17 protein-coding genes and 2 pseudogenes are annotated in these 19,536 nt (G+C 70.9%); 5 read left to right on the top strand and 14 right to left on the bottom strand.

Going from position 1 to position 19,536, the window contains the following annotated elements:
• Positions 1 to 58 precede the first annotated feature (58 nt).
• Both BMZ82_RS15840 and BMZ82_RS15835 read right to left on the bottom strand, forming a co-directional pair.
• Positions 59 to 2,185 carry an ArnT family glycosyltransferase gene (locus BMZ82_RS15840; RefSeq protein WP_093776109.1) on the bottom strand — a complete coding sequence of 709 codons (2,127 nt, stop codon included), beginning with the start codon at positions 2,183 to 2,185 and terminating at the stop codon, positions 59 to 61.
• Positions 2,182 to 3,036, bottom strand: coding sequence for a dolichyl-phosphate beta-glucosyltransferase (locus BMZ82_RS15835; protein ID WP_093776287.1), 855 nt, complete (start codon positions 3,034 to 3,036; stop codon positions 2,182 to 2,184). Before BMZ82_RS15835 ends, BMZ82_RS15840 begins: the two co-directional genes overlap by 4 nt.
• Before the next feature lie 235 nt (positions 3,037 to 3,271).
• Between BMZ82_RS15835 and BMZ82_RS15830 the strand changes: the two genes are divergently transcribed.
• From BMZ82_RS15830 to BMZ82_RS15820, 3 genes are read left to right on the top strand one after another with little or no spacing between them, the layout of a single operon-like run.
• Entirely contained in the window at positions 3,272 to 4,432 is a 1,161-nt protein-coding gene (locus tag BMZ82_RS15830; protein ID WP_093776107.1) for an ABC transporter ATP-binding protein, read from the top strand.
• Complete coding sequence (locus BMZ82_RS15825; RefSeq protein WP_093776105.1) at positions 4,429 to 5,151, top strand: ABC transporter permease; 723 nt, start codon at positions 4,429 to 4,431, stop codon at positions 5,149 to 5,151. Before BMZ82_RS15830 ends, BMZ82_RS15825 begins: the two co-directional genes overlap by 4 nt.
• Entirely contained in the window at positions 5,148 to 5,816 is a 669-nt protein-coding gene (locus tag BMZ82_RS15820; RefSeq protein ID WP_093776103.1) for an ABC transporter permease, read from the top strand. Before BMZ82_RS15825 ends, BMZ82_RS15820 begins: the two co-directional genes overlap by 4 nt.
• Positions 5,817 to 5,841: 25 nt before the next feature.
• Here the strand turns inward: BMZ82_RS15820 and BMZ82_RS42695 are convergent.
• From BMZ82_RS42695 to BMZ82_RS15800, 5 genes and pseudogenes are all read right to left on the bottom strand, one after another.
• Positions 5,842 to 5,931, bottom strand: a pseudogene (locus BMZ82_RS42695) (RidA family protein); the annotation flags it as partial.
• Positions 5,932 to 5,957: 26 nt separating this feature from the next.
• Complete coding sequence (locus BMZ82_RS15815) at positions 5,958 to 6,557, bottom strand: GTP-binding protein (RefSeq protein WP_093776100.1); 600 nt, start codon at positions 6,555 to 6,557, stop codon at positions 5,958 to 5,960.
• Positions 6,547 to 6,985: pseudogene (locus tag BMZ82_RS15810) on the bottom strand (DUF742 domain-containing protein); the annotation flags it as partial. The gene BMZ82_RS15815 and the pseudogene BMZ82_RS15810, both read right to left, overlap by 11 nt.
• Before the next feature lie 32 nt (positions 6,986 to 7,017).
• Positions 7,018 to 7,494 carry a roadblock/LC7 domain-containing protein gene (locus BMZ82_RS15805; protein ID WP_093776096.1) on the bottom strand — a complete coding sequence of 159 codons (477 nt, stop codon included), beginning with the start codon at positions 7,492 to 7,494 and terminating at the stop codon, positions 7,018 to 7,020.
• Positions 7,491 to 10,190 (bottom strand): sensor histidine kinase, encoded by a 2,700-nt coding sequence (locus BMZ82_RS15800; protein ID WP_093776094.1) that lies wholly within the window; start codon positions 10,188 to 10,190, stop codon positions 7,491 to 7,493. The genes BMZ82_RS15805 and BMZ82_RS15800 overlap by 4 nt, the downstream gene beginning before the upstream one ends.
• Before the next feature lie 513 nt (positions 10,191 to 10,703).
• Between BMZ82_RS15800 and BMZ82_RS15795 the strand changes: the two genes are divergently transcribed.
• Positions 10,704 to 11,594, top strand: coding sequence for an ABC transporter substrate-binding protein (locus BMZ82_RS15795; protein WP_371271230.1), 891 nt, complete (start codon positions 10,704 to 10,706; stop codon positions 11,592 to 11,594).
• Positions 11,595 to 11,769: 175 nt separating this feature from the next.
• Complete coding sequence (locus tag BMZ82_RS15790) at positions 11,770 to 12,186, top strand: ankyrin repeat domain-containing protein (RefSeq protein WP_093776090.1); 417 nt, start codon at positions 11,770 to 11,772, stop codon at positions 12,184 to 12,186.
• 13 nt (positions 12,187 to 12,199) lie between these two features.
• Here the strand turns inward: BMZ82_RS15790 and BMZ82_RS15785 are convergent, their stop codons facing one another.
• The 7 genes from BMZ82_RS15785 to BMZ82_RS15755 all read right to left on the bottom strand — a co-directional run bounded on the left by BMZ82_RS15785 (position 12,200) and on the right by BMZ82_RS15755 (position 19,074).
• Positions 12,200 to 12,799, bottom strand: coding sequence for a GTP-binding protein (locus BMZ82_RS15785; protein WP_093776088.1), 600 nt, complete (start codon positions 12,797 to 12,799; stop codon positions 12,200 to 12,202).
• Positions 12,786 to 13,142 carry a DUF742 domain-containing protein gene (locus BMZ82_RS15780; RefSeq protein ID WP_093776086.1) on the bottom strand — a complete coding sequence of 119 codons (357 nt, stop codon included), beginning with the start codon at positions 13,140 to 13,142 and terminating at the stop codon, positions 12,786 to 12,788. The genes BMZ82_RS15785 and BMZ82_RS15780 overlap by 14 nt, the downstream gene beginning before the upstream one ends.
• Before the next feature lies 1 nt (position 13,143).
• Positions 13,144 to 13,578, bottom strand: a complete 435-nt coding sequence (locus BMZ82_RS15775; RefSeq protein ID WP_093776084.1) for a roadblock/LC7 domain-containing protein — start codon at positions 13,576 to 13,578, stop codon at positions 13,144 to 13,146.
• A gap of 11 nt (positions 13,579 to 13,589) precedes the next feature.
• Complete coding sequence (locus BMZ82_RS15770; RefSeq protein ID WP_093776082.1) at positions 13,590 to 16,226, bottom strand: sensor histidine kinase; 2,637 nt, start codon at positions 16,224 to 16,226, stop codon at positions 13,590 to 13,592.
• Between the two features lie 555 nt (positions 16,227 to 16,781).
• Positions 16,782 to 17,741 (bottom strand): sporulation protein, encoded by a 960-nt coding sequence (locus tag BMZ82_RS15765; protein WP_093776080.1) that lies wholly within the window; start codon positions 17,739 to 17,741, stop codon positions 16,782 to 16,784.
• 236 nt (positions 17,742 to 17,977) lie between these two features.
• Complete coding sequence (locus tag BMZ82_RS15760; protein WP_093776078.1) at positions 17,978 to 18,409, bottom strand: DUF6114 domain-containing protein; 432 nt, start codon at positions 18,407 to 18,409, stop codon at positions 17,978 to 17,980.
• On the bottom strand, positions 18,406 to 19,074 hold the full coding sequence (locus BMZ82_RS15755; protein WP_093776076.1) for a DUF6230 family protein: 669 nt from the start codon (positions 19,072 to 19,074) through the stop codon (positions 18,406 to 18,408). Before BMZ82_RS15755 ends, BMZ82_RS15760 begins: the two co-directional genes overlap by 4 nt.
• Positions 19,075 to 19,536: the final 462 nt, after the last annotated feature.

Here is a 19,536-nt window from a genome sequence, read left to right as displayed (position 1 = left end):
CGCCGGTTTCACCGGGGCCCGCCTCTTCGTGTGTACGGTCCTTGCCGTACGGGGTTTCTCAGCCGACGTCGGAGGCGTCCAGGCGGTAGAGGCCGCTGTAGTCGGAGACGGCCGTGCCGTTCGCCTTGACCCAGGTCGAGATCTCGGAGTTCGAGGAGCCCTGGCCGCTGTCGCTGACGACGATGTAGTGCAGCTTGCCCGCCTTCACGAGGCTCTTCAGCTTGGCGAGCGTCATCGCGTTGTCGCTGCCGGACCAGCCGCCCATGGAGATGACCGGCTGACCGGACTCCAGGATGATCGAGGAGGCCGTCTGGTCGGTGGCCACCGCGACCAGCCAGGTCGCGCCGTCCTGGTTCTTCTTCAGGTACGTGATCATCGCGGACGACACCTGGGTCCCGCCGCCGCCCATGCCGCCACCGGCGCCGCCTTCGGCGCTGCCGGACTCGGTGGAGCCGGATTCCGTGGTCCCGGACTCCGTCGAGCCTGACTCCGTCGAGCCGCTGCCGCTGTTCGACGGGGGCTGGCCCATTTCCTGGTCGCCGCCCGAACCGCTGGGCGCCTTACCGGAGTTGGTGCCCTGTCCGCCCTTCGTGCCGCTGGGCCGCTGGCCACCGCCGCCGCCCATGCCGCCCATGCCGCCGCCCGTGTTCGGGCCGGCCGTCGGGTTGGTGCCGTTGGTGCTGGAGGTGGCGGCCGAGGCCGCGTAGGCGGCCGGACCGGCGAGCAGCGCGACGACCGCCGCCAGCGCCGCGACGCCCATCAGGCGCTGCCGCTTCGTGAACCGGCCGACCAGCAGCCCGATCACCGAGGCCGCCCCGGCGACACCGGCCACGACCTCGGCGACCGTGTACAGCGTCCCGGAACCGGACACCCGCTGGAGCAGGACGACCGCCCACACCGAGCTGGCCGCGATCGCGCTCGGCAGCACCCAACCCCACTTCGCCGCCGAGCCGCCCCGGAAGGCGTCGTAGAGCATGACGCCGCCCGCGCCGGCCACGGCCGCGATGCCGGGAGCCATGGCGGTGACGTAGTACGGGTGGAAGGTGCCCTCGGCGAGGGCGAAGGTCAGGTAGTGCAGGACGAACCAGCCGCCCCACAGCATCAGCGCGGCGCGCTTGGCGTCGGTGCGCGGGGTCCGGCCGCGCAGCACCAGGCCGCCGGCCAGCGCGATCGCCGCGAACGGGATCAGCCAGGAGATCTGGCCGCCCATGATCTCGTTGAACATCCGGTACAGGCCCGCGTCGCCGCCGAAGCTCGCGCCGTTGCCCTGCGAGCCCACCGACGAGCTCGCCCCGAAGATCCGGCCGAAGCCGTTGTAGCCGATGACCAGGTCCCAGACCGTGTTGTCGGTCGAACCGCCGATGTAGGGGCGGGAGGAGGCCGGGATCAGGTCGACGACCACCATCCACCAGGCGCTGGAGACGACCAGCGCGACCGTGCCGACGGCCAGGTTGCGGATCCGGCGGCCGAGGGAGGCGTTCGCGGCCCACAGGTACACCAGGAAGAACGCGGGCAGGACGACGTACGCCTGCATCATCTTCGTGTTGAACGCGAAACCGATGGCGACGCCGGACCACACCATCGGCATCAGCCGGCCCGTGCGGACGGCCTTCAGCAGGGCGGCCGCGCCGAGCAGCATCAGGAAGACGAGGATCGGGTCGGGGTTGGTGTCCCGGGTGATGGCGACCGTGATCGGGGTGAGGGTCAGGGCAAGCGCGGCGATCGTCGCGGCGACCGCGCCGAAGTCCCGCTTGACCAGCCGGTACAGCAGTGCGACGGAACCGGTTCCGACGGCGATCATCGGCAGCGTCAACTGCCAGGTGCCGTATCCGAAGGCACGGGCGGACAGGCCCATCACCCACAGGGCGAACGGCGGTTTGTCGACCGTGATGAAGCTGCCCGAGTCCAGAGCCCCGAAGAAGAACGCCTTCCAGCTCTTGGTGCCGCTGTAGACGGCCGCGTTGTAGAAGGTGTTGCCGCTGATCGAGGTGAGGTTCCAGGCGTACAGGGCCGTGGCCAGGACGAGGATCGCCCAGAGGGTCGGGCGGGCCCAGCGCGGGTCGTCGGGGGCGCCGGTGAACAGGTGCCGGGCGCGGGCGGCGAGTCCGCCGTCGCCGGGCGGGGTGGTCCGGCGGTGGGAGCCGTCCTCCCGGGCGGGGGCGGGCGGCGGGGCGAGGGTCGTCATGACGCGTACTCCAGGTGGGTGGTCGCCCCGGTGGGCTGGACGGCGGGGGAGGTGCGCGCGGCGGGCACCTGCGGGGTGCTCGTGCGGCGGGGTACGGCGGGGACGCGGGTGCGGCCGGTGAGAGTGGCGCGGAGCATGCGGCCCATGCCCTTGAGGTCGTCGACGGCCGTGCGGACGATGTCGACGCGGCTGTCGGGGTCGTCGGTCCAGTCGACCGGCACCTCGTGGACGCGGAGCCTGTTGCGCTGGGCCAGGACCAGGAGTTCGGTGTCGAAGAACCAGGCGGTGTCCTCGATGTGCGGGGCGAGCGCCCGGAAGACGTCGGTGCGTACGGCCTTGAAGCCGCACTGCGCGTCCGAGAAGCGGGCGCCGAGCCCCGCCTTCAGCAGCAGGTTGTAGGAGCGGGAGACGAACTCCCGCTTCGTGCCCCGGACCACGGCCGCCTGGCGGTGCAGCCGGCTGCCGATCGCCAGGTCGCTGTGGCCGGACAGCAGCGGGGCGACCAGCGGCAGGAACGCCTCCAGGCCGGTGGAGAGGTCCACGTCCATGTAGGCGACGACGTCGGCGTCCGACCGGCTCCACACGTGGTTGAGGGCGCGCCCCCGGCCCTTCTGCTCCAGCCGCACGGCGTGCACGTGCGGCAGGCGCAGAGTCAGGTCGGTCGCCACGTACCAGGTGTCGTCCGTGCTGGCGTTGTCCGCGACCGTGATGCGGAACGGGAACGGGAAGGACTCTTCGAGGTGTGCGTGGAGGCGGCCGATGCTGTCAGCGAGGACGTGTGCCTCGTTGTAGACCGGCACCACGATCTCGACCGACCGCTGCCGGACGCCTCCCGCGTTCGTTTCGTTCATGGCCATGACGATCGAGGCCGTGTCTGGGGGATCTCTGAGCCGACCCTGAGGGAAGGGTGAGAATCAGCGGACTCACAGCTCGGGCACAGATGTAACGGGAGAAACGCAGGGCGAAGTTCGGCCGCTCCCCGCAAAACGCCCGCCACACGAGCCGTCTAGACTCAACCCGCAACGACCCGAAAACGCGTGGTCGAGTGCGGGCAGAACATGCCAGACCCGAAGGGTATTCGGCGCTTTGATACGGATAGATTCAGTCACCAAGCGATACCCGGACGGCACGGTGGCGGTCGACCGGCTCTCCCTCGACATACCGGACCGCGCGATCACGGTCCTCGTCGGACCCTCCGGCTGCGGCAAGACGACCACCCTGCGGATGATCAACCGGATGGTCGAGCCCAGCGAGGGCACGATCCTCATCGACGGCGTCGACAGCCGCCAGCAGCCGGTCAACACCCTGCGCCGGTCCATGGGCTACGTCATCCAGAACGCCGGACTCTTCCAGCACCGCACGATCGTCGACAACATCGCCACCGTGCCCCGGATGCTCGGCTGGAACAAGGACAAGGCCCGCGCCCGTGCCCGCGAACTGATGGAACGCGTCGGCCTCGACGCCTCGTTCGCCAAGCGCTACCCCTACCAGCTCTCCGGCGGCCAGCAGCAGCGCGTCGGCGTGGCACGGGCGCTCGCCGCCGACCCGCCCGTGCTGCTCATGGACGAGCCCTTCTCCGCCGTCGACCCCGTCGTCCGCAAGGGTCTGCAAGAGGAACTCCTGCGCATCCAGGAGGAGTTGGGCAAGACGATCGTCTTCGTCACGCATGACATCGACGAGGCCGTCAAGCTCGGCACGATGGTCGCCGTGCTGCGCACCGGCGGGCGGCTCGCCCAATTCGCTCCGCCCGCCGAGCTGTTGTCCGACCCGGCCGACGCGTTCGTCGAGGACTTCCTCGGCGCCGACCGAGGCATCCGGCGCCTGTCGTTCTTCTCCTCCGCCGGACTGGACCTGCTCACCGCCCCGATCGTCGCGATCGACGCCACCGCCGAGCAGCTCGCCCGCGCCGCGGCCGACGCCCCCTACCTCCTCGTCACCGCGCTGGACGGCCGCCCGCTCGGCTGGAGCGAGCCCGCCGGGCTCACCGCCGGACAGGTCGACGCCGGCCAACTGCTGCCGTACGGACGGCCGTTCGTCGCCGGCCGCGACTCGCTGCGCGCCGCGCTCGACTGCGCCGTCCTGTCGCCCACCGGCTGGGCGGTCGCCGTGGACGCCGAGGGCCGGGCCGCCGGAGTCGTCTCGCAGAGCGTCATCGGCGACGCCATCCGCGGCGCCCACGCGGCCGGACGCGAGCAGCCGCAGGCCGCCCCGGAGATCGCGGCAGCCGCGCAGAAGGTCATCCGGTGAACCGCTTCTTCGACATCCCCAGCGACCTCCAGCACGACTGGCTCGGCCTGATCGGGCTGCACCTGCGCGAGGCCCTGCTGCCGGTGCTCGGCGGGCTGCTGCTCGCCCTTCCGCTGGCCCAACTGTGCGTGCGGCTGCGCTGGTTGTACCCGCCGGTGCTGTGGGTGACGACCGTGCTCTACGCCATCCCGTCGCTGGCCTTCTTCGTCGTCCTCATCGACTACACGGGCCAGACCGAACTGACCGTGATGATCCCGCTCACGATCTACAGCCTCGTCGTGCTCGTCCCGGCGATCGTCGACGGCGTCCGCTCGGTCCCGCAGGAGACCCTCGCCGCCGCGACCGCCATGGGCTTCGGACCCGTACGCCGTTATCTCCAGGTCCAGTTGCCGATCGCGGTGCCCGCCATCATCGCCGGTCTGCGGGTGGCGACCGTGTCGAGCATCAGCCTCGTCAGCGTCGGCATGCTGATCGGCAACCAGGGCGCGCTCGGCAACCTGCTGCACGACGCGCAGATCTACAACCGGCCGGAACTCGCCTGGAACTCCGTGCTCACCAGCGCCGCCCTCGCGGTCCTCGCGGACGCCCTGCTGGTCGTCGTACGCATCCTGCTCACCCCCTGGATGCCGAGCGCCACGCGCGCCGGAAAGTCCAAGGCCACCGGCACCGTAGTGCGGACCGAACCGGCCGTGCCCGCCCTGGAGGACGCAGCCCGGTGAACGTACTCAACTTCGTCAACGCCTTCTTCAGCGACAGCGCGCACTGGCACGGCTACGACGGGATCCCCACCCGGCTGTGGGAACACGTCCAGTACTCCGTGGAGGCGCTGGCCCTCGCCGCCCTGATCGGCCTGCCGATCGGCCTGGTCACCGGCCACTTCGGGCGCGGCGGGAACGTCCTCTCGCTGGTCGCCACGGCCGGCCGCGCGCTGCCCACCTTCGGCCTGCTGGTGGTCGCGACCATCGCGCTCGGCTTCGGCATGCTGCCCGTGATGATCCCGCTGGTCGTCCTCGCCGTACCGCCGATCCTGGTCACCACCTACGAGGCGATGCGCTCCGTCGACCCGTCCCCGGTGGACGCGGCCCGGGGCATGGGCATGCGCGAGTCCGACGTCCTGCTGCGCGTCGAACTGCCCGTGGCGCTCCCGCTGATCCTCGGCGGCCTGCGCTCGGCGGCCATCCAGATCGTCTCGACGGCCACCATCGCCGCCTACGTCAGCCTCGGCGGCCTCGGCCGCTACATCGTCGACGGCCTTTACCAGCACGACTACGAGAAGGTCGTCGGCGGCGCCACCCTGGTCGCCGGCCTGGCCCTCGGAACCCTCGCCCTGTTCTGGGCGGCGAGCAAGACGGCCGTCTCACCCGGGGTACGCAGGACCAACTAGCCTGGACCGACTGGCCCTTGGGGGAGGGCCGTACGGCCACGGCGTCGACCTCGAACAGCCTGCCCGGCAGGGCGAGCGAGGCGACGCCGTCGAGGGTCCGGGCGGGCAGGGCCGACTCCAGTCGTGGACGGATGTGCCCTGTCAGCCTTCCGAGCGGGCCAGTGCCTGTTCCAGGACGACGAGCAGGGCGTCGCGTACCGAGCCGCGCTCGCGGGCGTCGAAGACCAGCAGCGGGACGCCCTCCGACACGTCGAGGGCCCAGCGGACCTCGTCCAGGGTGTGCGCGACCTGGCCGTCGAAGGCGTTCACGGCGACGGCGAACGGGATCTGCTTGTGCTCGAAGTAGTCGACGGCGGCGTAGCAGTCGTCCAGTCGGCGCGTGTCGACGATGACCAGCCCGCCGATCGCGCCCTCCACGATGTCGTCCCACATGAACCCGAACCGCTCCTGCCCGGGCGTGCCGAACAGGTACAGCTTCAGGGTCGGGTCGATGGTGATGCAGCCGAAGTCCATCGCGACCGTCGTGGTCGTCTTGCGCGGGGTGTGGCTGAGGTCGTCCACCCCCGCCGCGACCTCGGTGATGGCGGCCTCGGTGGTGAGCGGCGCGATCTCGGAGATCGAGCCGACGGCGGTGGTCTTGCCCACGCCGAAGCCGCCCGCGATGACCAGTTTCACCGGCAGCGGCGGTCGGACGGTGCCCCGGTCGGCGGAGGTGCGGACCAGTGGTTCGGTCGGTGTCACGGAAGTACCCCCCGGGAGTCGGGGATGGCCCGCAGGCCATCGATAAGCCTGCGCAGAACGGATGCGTCGTGGGTGACGCCGGAGTCGGGCACGTGCACCGAGAGCTGCCCCGCCGTCCGCAGGTCCTCGGCGAGGACCCGCACCACGTTGAGGTGCAGCCGCAGCCGGGCCGCGATCTCCGCGATGGACTGCGGGACCCGGCAGGCGGCGACGATGTCGTGCTGTTCGAAGGCGAGCCGGTCGAGTACGTCGAGCCCGTCGGTGGTGGCCACCAACTGGGTCTCCACGGGCATCGTCCGGCCGGACGACGCCTCACCGGCGCCCGCCACCCGGCCGGCGGTGACCAGGAAGGGCCGGACGGCGGGGGCGGGGCCGACGGGTACGACGCCGTCCTCGCCCTCGCCCTCCGGTGTGCGGCCGTCCGCCATCGGTGTTCGCTCTCTCTCCGGTGGCACGCGGGTCAGCGCGTACGCGTGACGCCGACGCTGTTCTTCAGTTCCAGGACGAGCTGCGGGCTGAGCGCGGTGCCGGCGCGGTTGGCGAACACCGTCATCTCGTAGGCGATGTTGCCCAGCTTGGCCTCCTTGTCGGTGACCACGCCGAGGACGGCGCCGCTGCCGATCGCGGAGACCAGGACATGGCCGCCCTCCAGGTCGATGATGACCTTGTTCAGGCTGCCCAGACCGTAGTTGCCGGAGGCGCCCGCGGCCAGGCTCGTGATGCCCGAGACGATCGCCGCCAGCCGCTCCGAGTCGGCGTGCTCGCGCAGCTCCGACACGGCGATCAGCAGCCCGTCGGAGGACACCGCGATGGCGTCCACGACCCCCGCGGTCTCGGTGGCGAAACGGTTGAGCAGCCAGGTGAAGTCGGCTGCGGCGGCCCGCAGATCGGTCGGCTTGGCGTCTCCGGTGGGAGTCTCACCTGTCGACGTGCTCACTGCTCGGCTCCTTCCGGAAGGTGGTTCTGGTGGTTCTGGTGGTGCATTGTGCCCCGGACGTCGATCGGGTCGGACGGCGCTGTCCGGTGGTCGCCGCGCAGGGCGATCAGGGCCTCGGTGGGGACGGGGTGCTCACCGGTGTCCCGGTGCGCGCGGGCCACGGCCGCCTCGAACTCCTCCAGCTCACTGCGCACGGCGTCCGCGTCGGCGGGACGGGCGGCCTGCCGCGCGGTCTGTAGCGCGGCGGCGGCGTCGACGGTCGTCCGCAACGTCGCTCCGCGCACCCGCCGCCGCAGCGGCCGGGCACCGTCGGGCCCGACGGGGGCCGGGGCCTCGGGGCTGTCTGCCGGGCGAACGGGGCTGCTTTCGAGGCCGGCCGTTCGGGCGAGGTGTGTCGGGTCCGGGGCCGTGGCGGTGTCGGGCTGGGGCTCGGTCGGGCGGGTGTGGGTGTCCGGGGCGGACGTACCGGCCGGGGTGGCGGTCGTCGCGGCCGGGGCGGGCTCGTACGGCGGGTGCTCGGTGACGGGCGCCGGGGTGCGCGGGGGCTCCGGCTGCCCGGCCGGTGACGGGTCGCGGCGGGGGACCCGGCGGGGGAGCGTGGTCGGGTCGTCGTCGGTCGTGGCCCAGGACGGGACCGAGGCGGCCGGGGCGGGGCCGGCCGCGGGGGTCGACGGGGCGCCGGTGAGGGCGGGTTTGTCGGCCGGGTCCAGCTCGCTCATCGTGAGGAGCAGCGTCGACGGGATCAGCACCTCGGCCGTCACACCGCCGCCGGGGGTACGGGTCAGGGTGACGTCGACGTCCCAGCGGCGGGCCAGCGCGCCGACGACGAACAGGCCGAGCACCTTCGTCGGGACGACGTCGAGGCGTTCGCGGCGCACCAGACGCGCGTTCTCCTCGGCGAGGCGCTCGGCGCTCATGCCCAGACCGTGGTCGGCGACGGTGATCGACGCGCCGTCGTGGTCGGTGCCGACCACGACCTCGACGGGGCTGCCCTCCGGCGAGAACGACACGGCGTTCTCCAGGAGTTCGGCGATCATCAGCGTCAGGTCGCCGATGATGTCGGGCTCCACCATGGCCTCGGTCGCGGCCCGCAGCCGTACCCGCTGGAAGCCCTCGATCTGGCCGAGCGCGGCGCGTACGACGTTGGTGAGCGCGGTCGGACCGGAGTCCAGGACGGTCTCGCGGATGCCGGCCAGCAGCATCAGGCTGTCGGCGTTGCGCCGCAGCCGGACCGCGATGTGGTCGATGGAGTAGAGGCGCTCCAGCAGCGCCGGATCGGTCTCGCCGCGCTCCACCGCGTCGATCAGCGCGAGTTGACGGGTCGTCAGGTTGCTGACGCGGCGGCCGACGTTGCCGAACATCTCGGCGACGTTGCGCCGGCTGAGCACCTGGCGCTCCAGCAGCGCGGCCGCGGTGGTCTGCACGTTGTTGAAGGCCTCGGCGAGTTCACCGATCTCGTCGTCCGCGGTGACCGGCAGCGCGCGCAGCAGCGGCGGGCCCGACTCCTCGGCGTCGTCGTCGGCGACCCGGGCCAGCTCGCGGCCCGCGACGTCGGCGACCTCCTGGGCGGCCCCGGTCAGCGCCAGCACCGGGCGCACCACGGAACGCCGGACCAGGATCGAGAAGGCGATCCACAGGGCGAAGCAGAGCAGCGCCAGGGTCAGCAGCAGGCCCGCGCGCCACTGGGCGCTGGACGCGGCGTGGTCGGCCCGGTCGGCGATCTGGTCGATGAGCGACGCGGTGATCTTCAGACGGATCTCGGCCTGCGCGCTGTAGTCGGGGTAGGAGGACAGGGCCGTCCGGAACGACGTACGGATCTCGCTCTGCGACTCGGCCTGCAACGCGCTGGGATCCACGGCCAGTTCGGCGTAGTGCTTGCCGATCGAGGCCTGCGAGGAGTTGTGTTCGATGCCGCCGAACTCGTCGGCCTGCGCCGGGGTGGCGAACCGCTCGAACCGCTCGGCCTGGTAGGTGAACATCGCGTACGAGCCGACCGCGCCGGTGAACTCGATGAGCGCGTTGCTGTCACCGGTGCGCGCGGAGAACACGCCGGTCTCGTACGCGCCGTGCGCGGCGTCGGCGCGCAGCAGCGAGTCGAGGAGGTTGCCGGTGAAGGTGGTGGCGAGGGCGGAGTTGCGCTCCAGTCCCAGGCTGTCGATGAGGCCGTCGGCCGCACCCGAGTACGCGGGGTCGATGTTGTCGGCGGGCAGATAACTCTGCTCGATGGTGGCCCGCAGGCCGGTCAGGCCCTGGACCTCCCGCAGCGCCTGCGCCTCGGTGCCCGGCAGCCGGTCGCCGAAGGCCTCGATCACCTTCTGCACCTGCGCGTCCACGGTGGCCTGCGCCTGCCGGTAGCCGTCGGTGGAGGGGGTGCCGCCGTCGAACGACGCCTCGTGCCGCACGGAGAGCAGGATCGCCTGCTGGTGCTCGTTCTGAAGGTCGGCGACGAGCTGGGCGACCTGGGTGCTGTCGCGCACCAGTTGGGCGGTCTCCTCCGCGCGGTCGGACTCCTGCACCAGGTCGACGATGAGATACGTCAGCAGCAGGGCGATCACCGTCAGCGGGATGCCGACGAGTACGTTCAGCTTGCGCTGGAAGGGCCACCGGTCGGCGAAACCCCGCAGTCCCCGGCGCACGGACGACGGCGGTGCCGAGGATGCCGACCGGGCGGGCGCGTCCACCTCTTTCGTGGACACCGGGCCTCCTTCAAGGGGGTGTTGCAGGCGTGCAAGGGGTGGTGCGTGCCGACCTGCCGCACGCGCGTGTCCGAATGTGATCCGAATGTGAATCGACTGTGATCGATACGAAGGCGACCCCCGCACACCGCTGTGGCCGACGCCGACTGCTGTGGCTGACGCCAACTTTGGCGACACTACCGTCTATTCGAACGGCCGACAGCGCGGCCCTACGTCAAGAATCCATTACGAAGCCGTGTACTACGGCCTTCCGGGGGCCTCGGGAGGGGTACACAGGTGGTCTCCCGATCCGGACGCGATCCGAACGCGATCCGAATGCAAGTGATCACGGATCGAAGCCAATCGGTAACCCGGCTGCTCTTGACTGACCAAGAAGCCGGTGGATTGGATCAGGCCACAGTGTTTGAGCTCTTATCGACCCCACAGCCCGGAACGGGAACAGTGACTTCCAACTCGCGCAGCAGCAGGTCCATCAGGAACCACCCCGGTGCGGCGGTCGTCGCCCTCGCCGCGATGACAACCCTGCTGGCGGGGTGTTCCTCCTCGTCCGACAGCTCCGACAACCCGCTCGCCGGCGACAAGGCGGCCGGCGACACGGTGATCGTCGGTTCCAACAACTTCGCCGAGAGCATCCTGCTCGCCGACATCTACGGCGAGGCCCTGAAGGCCAAGGGCATCAAGGTGTCCTACAAGCCCAACATCGGCAGCCGCGAGACCACCTACGGTCTGCTGAAGAACGGTTCCATCACCGTCCTGCCGGAGTACAACGGCTCGCTGCTGGCCTACCTGGACGCCAAGGCCACGCAGACCTCGCTCGCGACCGTGAACGCCGCGGCGAAGGCCAAGCTCGACTCCAAGCTGACGCTGCTCGAGTCGTCGCCCGCCGAGGACAAGGACTCCGTCACGCTCAACGCGGAGACCGCGAAGAAGTACAACCTCACGGCCACGTCCACGCTCGCCGACCTCAAGGACGTCGCGCCGGAGCTGGTCCTCGGCGGTTCGCCCGAGTTCCAGACCCGCCAGCAGGGCCTGCTCGGTCTGAAGTCGGAGTACGGGCTGACGTTCAAGTCCTTCAAGGCCCTCGACGCCGGCGGCCCGCTCACCCAGGCCGCGCTGAAGAAGAACACCGTGCAGGCCGCGGACCTCTTCACCACGGACCCGACGATCGTCAAGGAGAAGTTCGTCGTCCTCCAGGACCCGAAGAACCTCTTCGGATTCGCGAACGTGACGCCGCTGGTCTACAAGAGCGGGCTCTCCCAGGAGGGCGTCGCCGCGCTCAACGCCGTCTCCGCCAAGCTCGACACCAAGACCCTGCTCGACCTCGACTCCCAGGTGCAGTTGGAGAGCAAGGACCCGCTGGACGTCGCCAAGGCCTGGCTCAAGTCGGCCGGCCTGGGCGCCTGAGGTCCCCGGCCCGACCTGACACCATCCGGCCCGACCTGACACCACCCGGCCCGAAGTGGCTGACGCCGTCGGCGAGTTGATCGCGCTCGTCGGCGGTGCGCGGGGAGCGGCCGGTCGCGGTGACCGTGCGCGGGTTGTCGGTCTCGGCGACCGTGAACCACGACGGGGGCGGAACGTGAACCGACGTCGGCGGAAGAAACTGACGAAGCGTCTGACGGCGGCGGCGATGTCCGGGGCGGCTCCCGAGGTCGACCGGCTGCTGCGGGCCGGCGCGGACCCGTCGGCAGCCGACGCCGACGGCACGACTCCGTTGTACGCGGCCTGCGTTCAGGGCTCCGCCGACACCGCTCGCAGCCTGCTGGCGGCCGGTGCGCCACCCGACGCCGAGAGCGCCGGCCCCGGCGCGGAGGGAACACCCCTGTGCGCGGCGGCCTGTTGGGGCCACACCGAGACGGTCCGCACCCTCCTCGCCCACGGCGCCGACCCCGGTCTCCGGGAGGACCACGGCACCGGGCGGACGCCGCTGGAGTGGGCGACCGCCGGACCCCACCCGGAGACCGCCGACGCACTGCGCGCGACGGGAGCCCGCTGACGATGCCGCGCAGTCAGTGGGCCGGGCTCGGGTGGCGGCCCATCTCGTCGGCGTCGTCGATCAGCCGGTCGATCAGGGCGATCAGCACGTCCCGGCACGACTCCCGTTCCCGCGCGTCGCACAACAGCACGGGAACGTGCGGCGGCAGCGTCAGCGACTCCCTGATCTCCTCCGTCGGATAGGGATGCGACCCGTCGAAGCCGTTCACGGCGACGACGAAGGGGATGCCCCGGCGCTCGAAGAAGTCGATCGCGGCGAAGCTGGACTCCGGTCTGCGCACGTCGATGAGGACCACCGCCCCCAGCGCGCCGACCGCCAGGTCGTTCCACATGAACCAGAACCGCTGCTGGCCGGGCGTGCCGAAGAGATACAGCACCAGGTCGGCGCTGATGGTGATCCGTCCGAAGTCGAGGGCCACGGTGGTGGACCGTTTCTCCTCGATGCCCTTCAGATCGTCCACCTCCAGCCCGGCGATGGTCAGCGGCTCCTCCGTGCGCAGCGGCGCGATCTCGCTGACCGACCCGACCATGGTGGTCTTGCCGACGCCGAAACCGCCCGCGATGAGGATCTTCACGGTGTCGGGTGCCTGAGTGGTGGGATCAGATCCGGCCAAGGCCGTCCCTCACTTTCTGCAGCAGGTCCAGGTCCCCGGCGCGGCTGACGGGACGGGGCGGCCGGGCCGTGATCAGCCCCGCCTCCAGCAGGTCGCAGAGCATGATGACGACCACGCTCACCGGCAGGTCGAGGTGGGCCGCGAGTTCCGCCACGGCGAGCGGCCGGGCGCACATCCGCAGGATGCGGGCGCGTTCCGGCTGCGGCCGGGCGACCCGCGGGGGCGGCGGGTCGACCGCGGTCACCGTCGTGATGAGCGTGAAGTCGGCGCGGCTGGGCCGGGTCCGGCCACCGGTGAGGGTGAACGGCCTGACGAGCCGGCCCGCTTCGTCGCCTACGCTCACCTCACCCGCCGTTGGTGCGGACGGCGGGACCGACATGGGCCCGCGGTGCCGCGCTGAGGTGCTCGCCGATCTTCTTCACCAGCATGTTCATCTGGTACGCCACCACGCCGACGTCCGCGTTCTTCCCGGCCAGCACGACGAGGTGGGCCCCCGGGCCGGCCGAGGTCAGGATCAGGTAGGTGTTGGCCATCTCGATGAGGGCCTGGCGCACCGGGCCGCCGCGGAAGTCCATGCTGACGCCCTTGCTGAGGCTCATCAGGCCGGACGCGGTCGCCGCCAGCCGCTCGGCGTCCTCCCGCAGGAAGCCGGTGGACTTGCTGACCACCAGCCCGTCCTCGGAGAGGACGACGGCCTGGTTCACGTCCGCGACCCGGTCCACGAGACCGGTGAGCAACTGGTCGAGCTGGGTGTTCGTGCCGGGGATGGAGTGTGTCATCGGGTTGTCCTTCATGAGCGGTCGGTGGGGGGTTGCGGGGTGGGGCTCTGGGCGGCGCCGGCGGCGGTGACCGGCGGTCCGGGGGCTGCCTCCTCGGCGGACGTGTCCTGCGGTCCGGACAGCGACACGTCGGAGCGGAAGCCGTCGGCGGCGGAGCCGAAGCCGTCGGTGCCGAAAGTGTCGGTGCCGGAGCCGAAGGGGTCGGTGTCGGTGTCGGTGTCGGTCTGTGCCCGCAGCGTGCCGCGCTGGAACCCGGCGAGGGAAGAGGCCGCACGCTCCGCGTTGAAGTCGTCGTCCGGGAAACCGTCTCCCTCGGCGGCCGCTGCGGACGCGGATTCCTCGCGCAACTCGGTGGCGAGGCTGGTCTGCGGGACCCGGCGGGGCAGCGGGGCGAGGCCGGCGGCGCGGGTGGTCGGGCCCGTGGCCCGGACCGTCGCCGCCCCGTGACCGACTCCGCGAGCCTGCGCCGCCGACTTCGTCGTACGCCTCGGGAGCGGGGCGGGGCTCGCCGAGGACCTACCGCCCGCCGGGGAGGGCGAGGCCGGGGACGGGGACGGGGCGGCCGGCTGGTCGCGTTCGGGGGCGGACCTGCTGTGCTCCGGGCGTTGTTCCGGTCCGTGCTCGCGCTCCCGGGGGCCGGTCACGGTCTGGGCGGTCCGAAATCCGGTGGTCACCGGTACGCGTCCTGCGTCGGCCGCCGGGGTTTCGGAGCCGGGGGCCTCGCGGACCACGATGTCGTGCGGGACCAGGACGATGGCGGTGGTGCCGCCGTACGGCGAGGGGCGCAGGGTGACGGAGATGCCGTGCCGGGTCGCGAGCCGGGCGATCACGAACATGCCCAGCCGCAGGTCGTCGGCGAGCGCCACCACGTCGAACTTCGGAGCGACCGCCAACTGCGCGTTGAACGAGACGTAGTCGTCGCCGGACAGGCCGAGGCCCCGGTCCTCGACCTCGATCGCCAGCCCCCGGGCCACCAGCGCGGCCCGCACCCCGACCGGACTGGGCGCCGGCGAGTAGGAGGTCGCGTTGTCGATCAGCTCGGCGAGCAGATGGATCACGTCGGCCACGGCGGGCGGCGCTATGCACACCTCCTCCTCCGTGTGCACCTCCACCCGCTGGTACTCGGCGACCTCCCCGACGGCGCTGCGTAGAATGTCGACCAGCCCCACCGGCTCCGACCAGCTACGCCCCGGCCGGCCGCCGCTGATGATGACGAGGTTCTCCTCGTAGCGGCGCAACTGGCTTGCCGTGGAGTCCAGTTCGTACAGGCCGCTCAGGACGTCGGGGTCCTGGTGCCGGCGTTCCAGCGAGTCGAGCTTGCTGAGCTGGAGGTTGACCAGGTTCTGGCTCTGCAGGGCGATGCCGAGGATGACCTTCTGGAACCCGCGCCGGGTGTCGGCGAGTTCGACCGCGGTGTGCACGGCGGTGCGCTGCGCGGTGTTGAACGCCGAGGCCACCTGGCCGAGTTCGTCGCTGCCGTAGTCCAGTTGCGGGGCCGCCGAGTCGACGTCGACGGTCTCCCCGCGGTCCAGCCGGGAGACCACGTCCGGGAGCCGTTCGTGCGCCAGGCTCAGCGTGGCCATCCGCAGCCCGCGCAGCCGCCGGGACAGCGAGCGGGTGATCCGCCAGGACATGCCGATGCACAGCAGCAGGGCGACGAGACCGCCGGCGCTCAGGGAGGCGGCCTTGATGAGCAGTTCGCGCGCGTTGTCCGCGCTGTGCTGGAGCAGGGTGCCGGTCTGCTGAAGGATGAGCCCCGCGTACTGGTCGGAGACGTCGATGAGCGCGGAGCGCCACTCCTTCTGCACGTCCGGCAGCACGATGTCACCGTTGTCGCTCGGCGTCGCCCGCGCCGCGAGCACCTTGTCCTCGATGGACTCCAGGATCTGCCACTGGTAGCTCGTGAGGATCTTCTCGGTCTGGGTCTTCCCGGGGCCGTCGAGCAGGGGGACGATCTGGTCCTGCACGAGCCAGCGGCGGGTGTTCACCAACTGCGCGAACGCGGCCCACTCCTCCTCGGTCATCCGCTGCTTCGGCCCGGCCAGGGTGAGTTGCAGGTCCTCCTCGGAGACCAGTTCGGCCGCGTGTTCCAGGGCGACGAGCGGGCCGGCCTGCGAGGTGAGGTCGCCGTCGTCGACCTGGGACAGCTCCTGGAAGGCGTGGATCTGGTCGTCGATGATCGAGGTGTACTGGTCGAGCGCCTGGGCGGGGGTGATGTCGGTGGGATCGTCGACCTGGCCCCGGTAGTACTCCAGGCTGCCCACGGACGCGACGACCGAGTACAGCCGGTCCTTGACCCGGGCGGGCGCCCGCTTGATGTCGTCCCCCCGGGCGGCCAGCTTGGCGACCGCCGCGTCCGTCTTCTTGCGCTGTGCCTCCAGCGCGGCCCGGGAGCCGTCCGGCGTGGACAGCCACACGGCCGACAGGCTGCGTTCCCGTTGCAGTGCGAGCGTCGCCTCGGTGCCCATGGCGCCGGTCGACCGGCTCAGTTCGGTCTGCGCGCGCAGCCGCAGCCCCTCCGAGAACATCTGGGTCGTCGTCACACCCCACATGGCGGTGAGGGTGATGCTGGGCACCAGCGCCAGGAGGATCAGGGAGAGACGTATGGAGCCGAGACGGCGGCGCCGGGCACCTGTCCGTGGAGACATAGTCGTCCTAGGGTGATCAGCGGGGCGGGGGGAGCGGGGAACTGCCTGGTCAGCGAGTTCCGGCGGCGAGGCGCGGGGCGGGAGTCGTCATGGGGGGTGGCACCTCGCTGGGCGGCAGAGCAGGAGGACGGGGCGAGAACGGCGCCGAAGCGAGGGGTGTGCCCCGGCGGCAGACATCTTTGGCTCGGAGCCAACCGTGTGTGACCGCTGGTAGTCAAGTGAGCAACCACGTGCGCGAGATGCCGCCACCGCATTGTGATGTGGAAGGGCGGCGAGACGCCGAAAAGGTGTACGTCCGCACGCGAATTGACTGACCGTCAATAGGGGGTCGACTGGTGGTCAATTCGGTTGGGTGCGGGTGCGGGTGGGGTGCGGAAGAGCAGCCCACCCTCGGAACGCAGTTCCGCTGAAGCGCGGCCAGCAACTCGGCGTCGGCGCCGGGCCGCCGGTTCGCCGACGCCGAGATGATGCCCGTGCCGCCGGAGGCGAGTTCCACACGGGAGGTGTCCCTCTACCGCACCTCAGTCCCCCCGGCGCCTCACTCCTACCCCAGTCTCAGTCTTCCTCGCCCGACTCCTCCTGGTCCTCGTCCTCGAAGAAGTCACCGATCTCGTCGACCACTTCGGCCGCTACCATCCCGCCGACGACCCCCACGGCCAGGCCGGCCGCGCCCGCGGCGACTGCCGCGCCCATGCCCATGCCGGAACCGTGCTCGGAGTGCGGAGTGGAGTGGACGTAGGACTGTGCGCCGTATGCCTCGCGGTGTTCGGTGAGGCGGCGGATCCAGCCGTCGACCTCGCTGTTCCAGTCCAGGACGGGGGCGTCCTCATGCCGCACCGTGAAGCGGGTCAGCGCGTCGTGGCCGCCGCGCTTGTCGGCCTCGAGCACGACCTCCAGGTCGGACGGAGTGGCGAGGAAGGTCAGCTCGATCTCGGTCACCGCGTGCGCGTACCGCGGGGGAGGGGTGAGCTCGATCTCCTGGTAGAACGGCAGCCGTTGCCCGGTGCCGCCGATGCGGCCGTACTCCAGGTCGGCGGAGTGGAAGCCGAACCCGAGCTGCCCGAGCGCTTCGAGCACCGCCTCCTGCACGGGCAGCGGACGGACGGCGACCGGGTCGAGGTCGCCCCGGTCGCGGGCGCCGGCCACCGCCAGCTCGGTGCGCAGCCCCAGGACGACGCCCAGCGGCTGCCCGTACAGCTCGGTGACCGGCGTCTCCCAGGGCACCGTGATTGTGAACGGGACGCTGCGCTCCTCTTCCGCGTCGAGCCGGAAGCCGCCCCCGACCACATACCGCTCGAAGACGACGCTGCCCTCGCTCTCGCCCTCCTCGTGCTCCGCCTCGACGCGCGCGATCAGCTCCAGGCCGATCGCCTCGATCTCCACGGCCGCACCGCCGCCCCGGAGGCGGACCTCACCCGACAGCGCCCCGCCGGGCAGCACCGCCCCGCCGTCGAGCACCGTGTCCACCGAGGGGCCGCCTACGCCGATCGCCCCGAGCAGCCGTTTGAACACCATGCCGGTGTCGCTCCTTCACGTCGAAACCCAATTCAGTGATCATCCGCAGAACTCCCCACGACGGCAAAGAAGTTCCCAAGTGATCCGTGCGGTGCTCGCCGAGAAAGACTGAGGCACTCCAGCTTGTCGGCCCCGCCGGTGAGACAGCGACGTACCGAAGTGCTGAAGTGCCCAAGTGCTGACGTGCCACGTACGGAAGGAGGGTGGTGGAGTGACGTGCGGGCGGATGGCCGACCTCAGGCCGGCTTCCCCGCCCCCGGCAGGGGACCGTCCTGTGCCTCTTTGCGGCGCCGACGGCGGCTCTTGCGCGGCTCCTGGTCGGGCAGCCAGCCGAAGGCCAGGCAACTGCCCACCGCGCCCAGCAGGAGGCCGACGACGAAGCCGCCGATGTTGGACGTCAGCCAGGTGCCCAGCGAGACGGCGATCGCGATGATCGAGTAGAACAGCCGCTGAGCCGGGTTGAACAGGATCAGCAGGCCGCAGAGGACCATCAGGGCCGGCAGGAGGTAGCCCGCCAGGCCCTGCATGCCGACGTGCAGGATGACCGGCAGCGGTGCCTTCATGGTCACCAGGATCTCGGCGCCGCCCAGGACGAGCAGCAGACCGCCCGCGAAGGGCCGACGGCCCCGCCACACTCGGAAGCTGTCCCGCCACTGGGTGGAGTTCACTGCTTGCAGCCCTCGCTGGAGAAGCTCATGTGCAGGCCGGGAAGCTTGAACACGGCGGCGGTGGCGGCGTAGTTGTGCTGGTACAGCTTCTTGATGACGACCTTGTCGGCCTGCTGCCCGTAGACGCCCTCGGGGCCCTTGACGCCGCCCTTGGCGAAGGTGCTCGCGTCGCCGCCGATCTCGATGTTGTTGAACTCGGCGTCACCGGTGATGACATCGGAGTCGATGGCCAGGTTCGACACGCTCACCGGCTTGGATCCGCCACCGGCGGTGAGGATGAGCTGGATGCCGCCGAGGTCGACGCTCTGGCACATGTTGGTGATCGTGCCGTCCTGGACGACCGAGGTGACGACCAGGACCTGGCCGCCGGTGTCGCCCTGGTTGGGGCTGTTCTCGATCATGCTGTCCAGGCTGCCGAACTGCTCGAAGCCGGTTCCGTCGAGCCGGTCGGCGGTGACCACGAACGGCATCCCGGAGATCGCGAACTGCACTCCCAGGGCGCCCTGCGCGGTGAGGACCGCGAGTCCCGCGGCGACGAAGGTGGCGGGCACCGCCATGACGGCGGCCCGGCGCAGCCGGACCCGGCCACGTCTGTCTGTGGAACCGCTTTCGGGGTTCTCGGGGATGTTGCCGGCGGACGACGTGACGTCCGGGGACGAGGCCATGTCTGCTCCCATGCGCTTGAGTGTGCGGGTTGGGCTTCAGTGGCGCGTTGTCCTGGCGCGGACAGCGGCTGCCGCGCACGCCTCCTCACAACTCCCGGAAGCCGTAAGGCCTTTCTCGTTACGCAGCAGTAGCCGCCCAGGAAGTTACCGATGGTTACAGCGGCGGGTCAAGGGAGATGTGGAAAAAGAGTGTTCATTTTGTGCCGCGTATGCGTCACCCGCTCCGCCCGCGGCGGCGGGCGGTACTCCACCCGGCGGCGCCGCTGCGCATATATCCCCCAGATGTGCCCCTCGGGCCATCAACTTCCGCTATTGGTCTTGACGTTGACGGACCCTCAGGTCTAGAACTCTCTCTGGCCCAGCCCGGATCCGTGGCGCCGGATCCGCAGCGCGGCGACACCGTCCGCGCCCCGGACTCTTTTCAGCCAATACGGGCCCCCGGTCCCGAGATTCGATCCCTTC

The sequence above is a fragment of the Streptomyces sp. yr375 genome (assembly GCF_900110755.1).
In the GTDB taxonomy this organism is placed as follows: domain Bacteria; phylum Actinomycetota; class Actinomycetes; order Streptomycetales; family Streptomycetaceae; genus Streptomyces.
The sequence above is the reverse complement of the archived record's forward strand: the minus strand, read 5'-3'. Positions and strand labels throughout refer to the sequence as shown.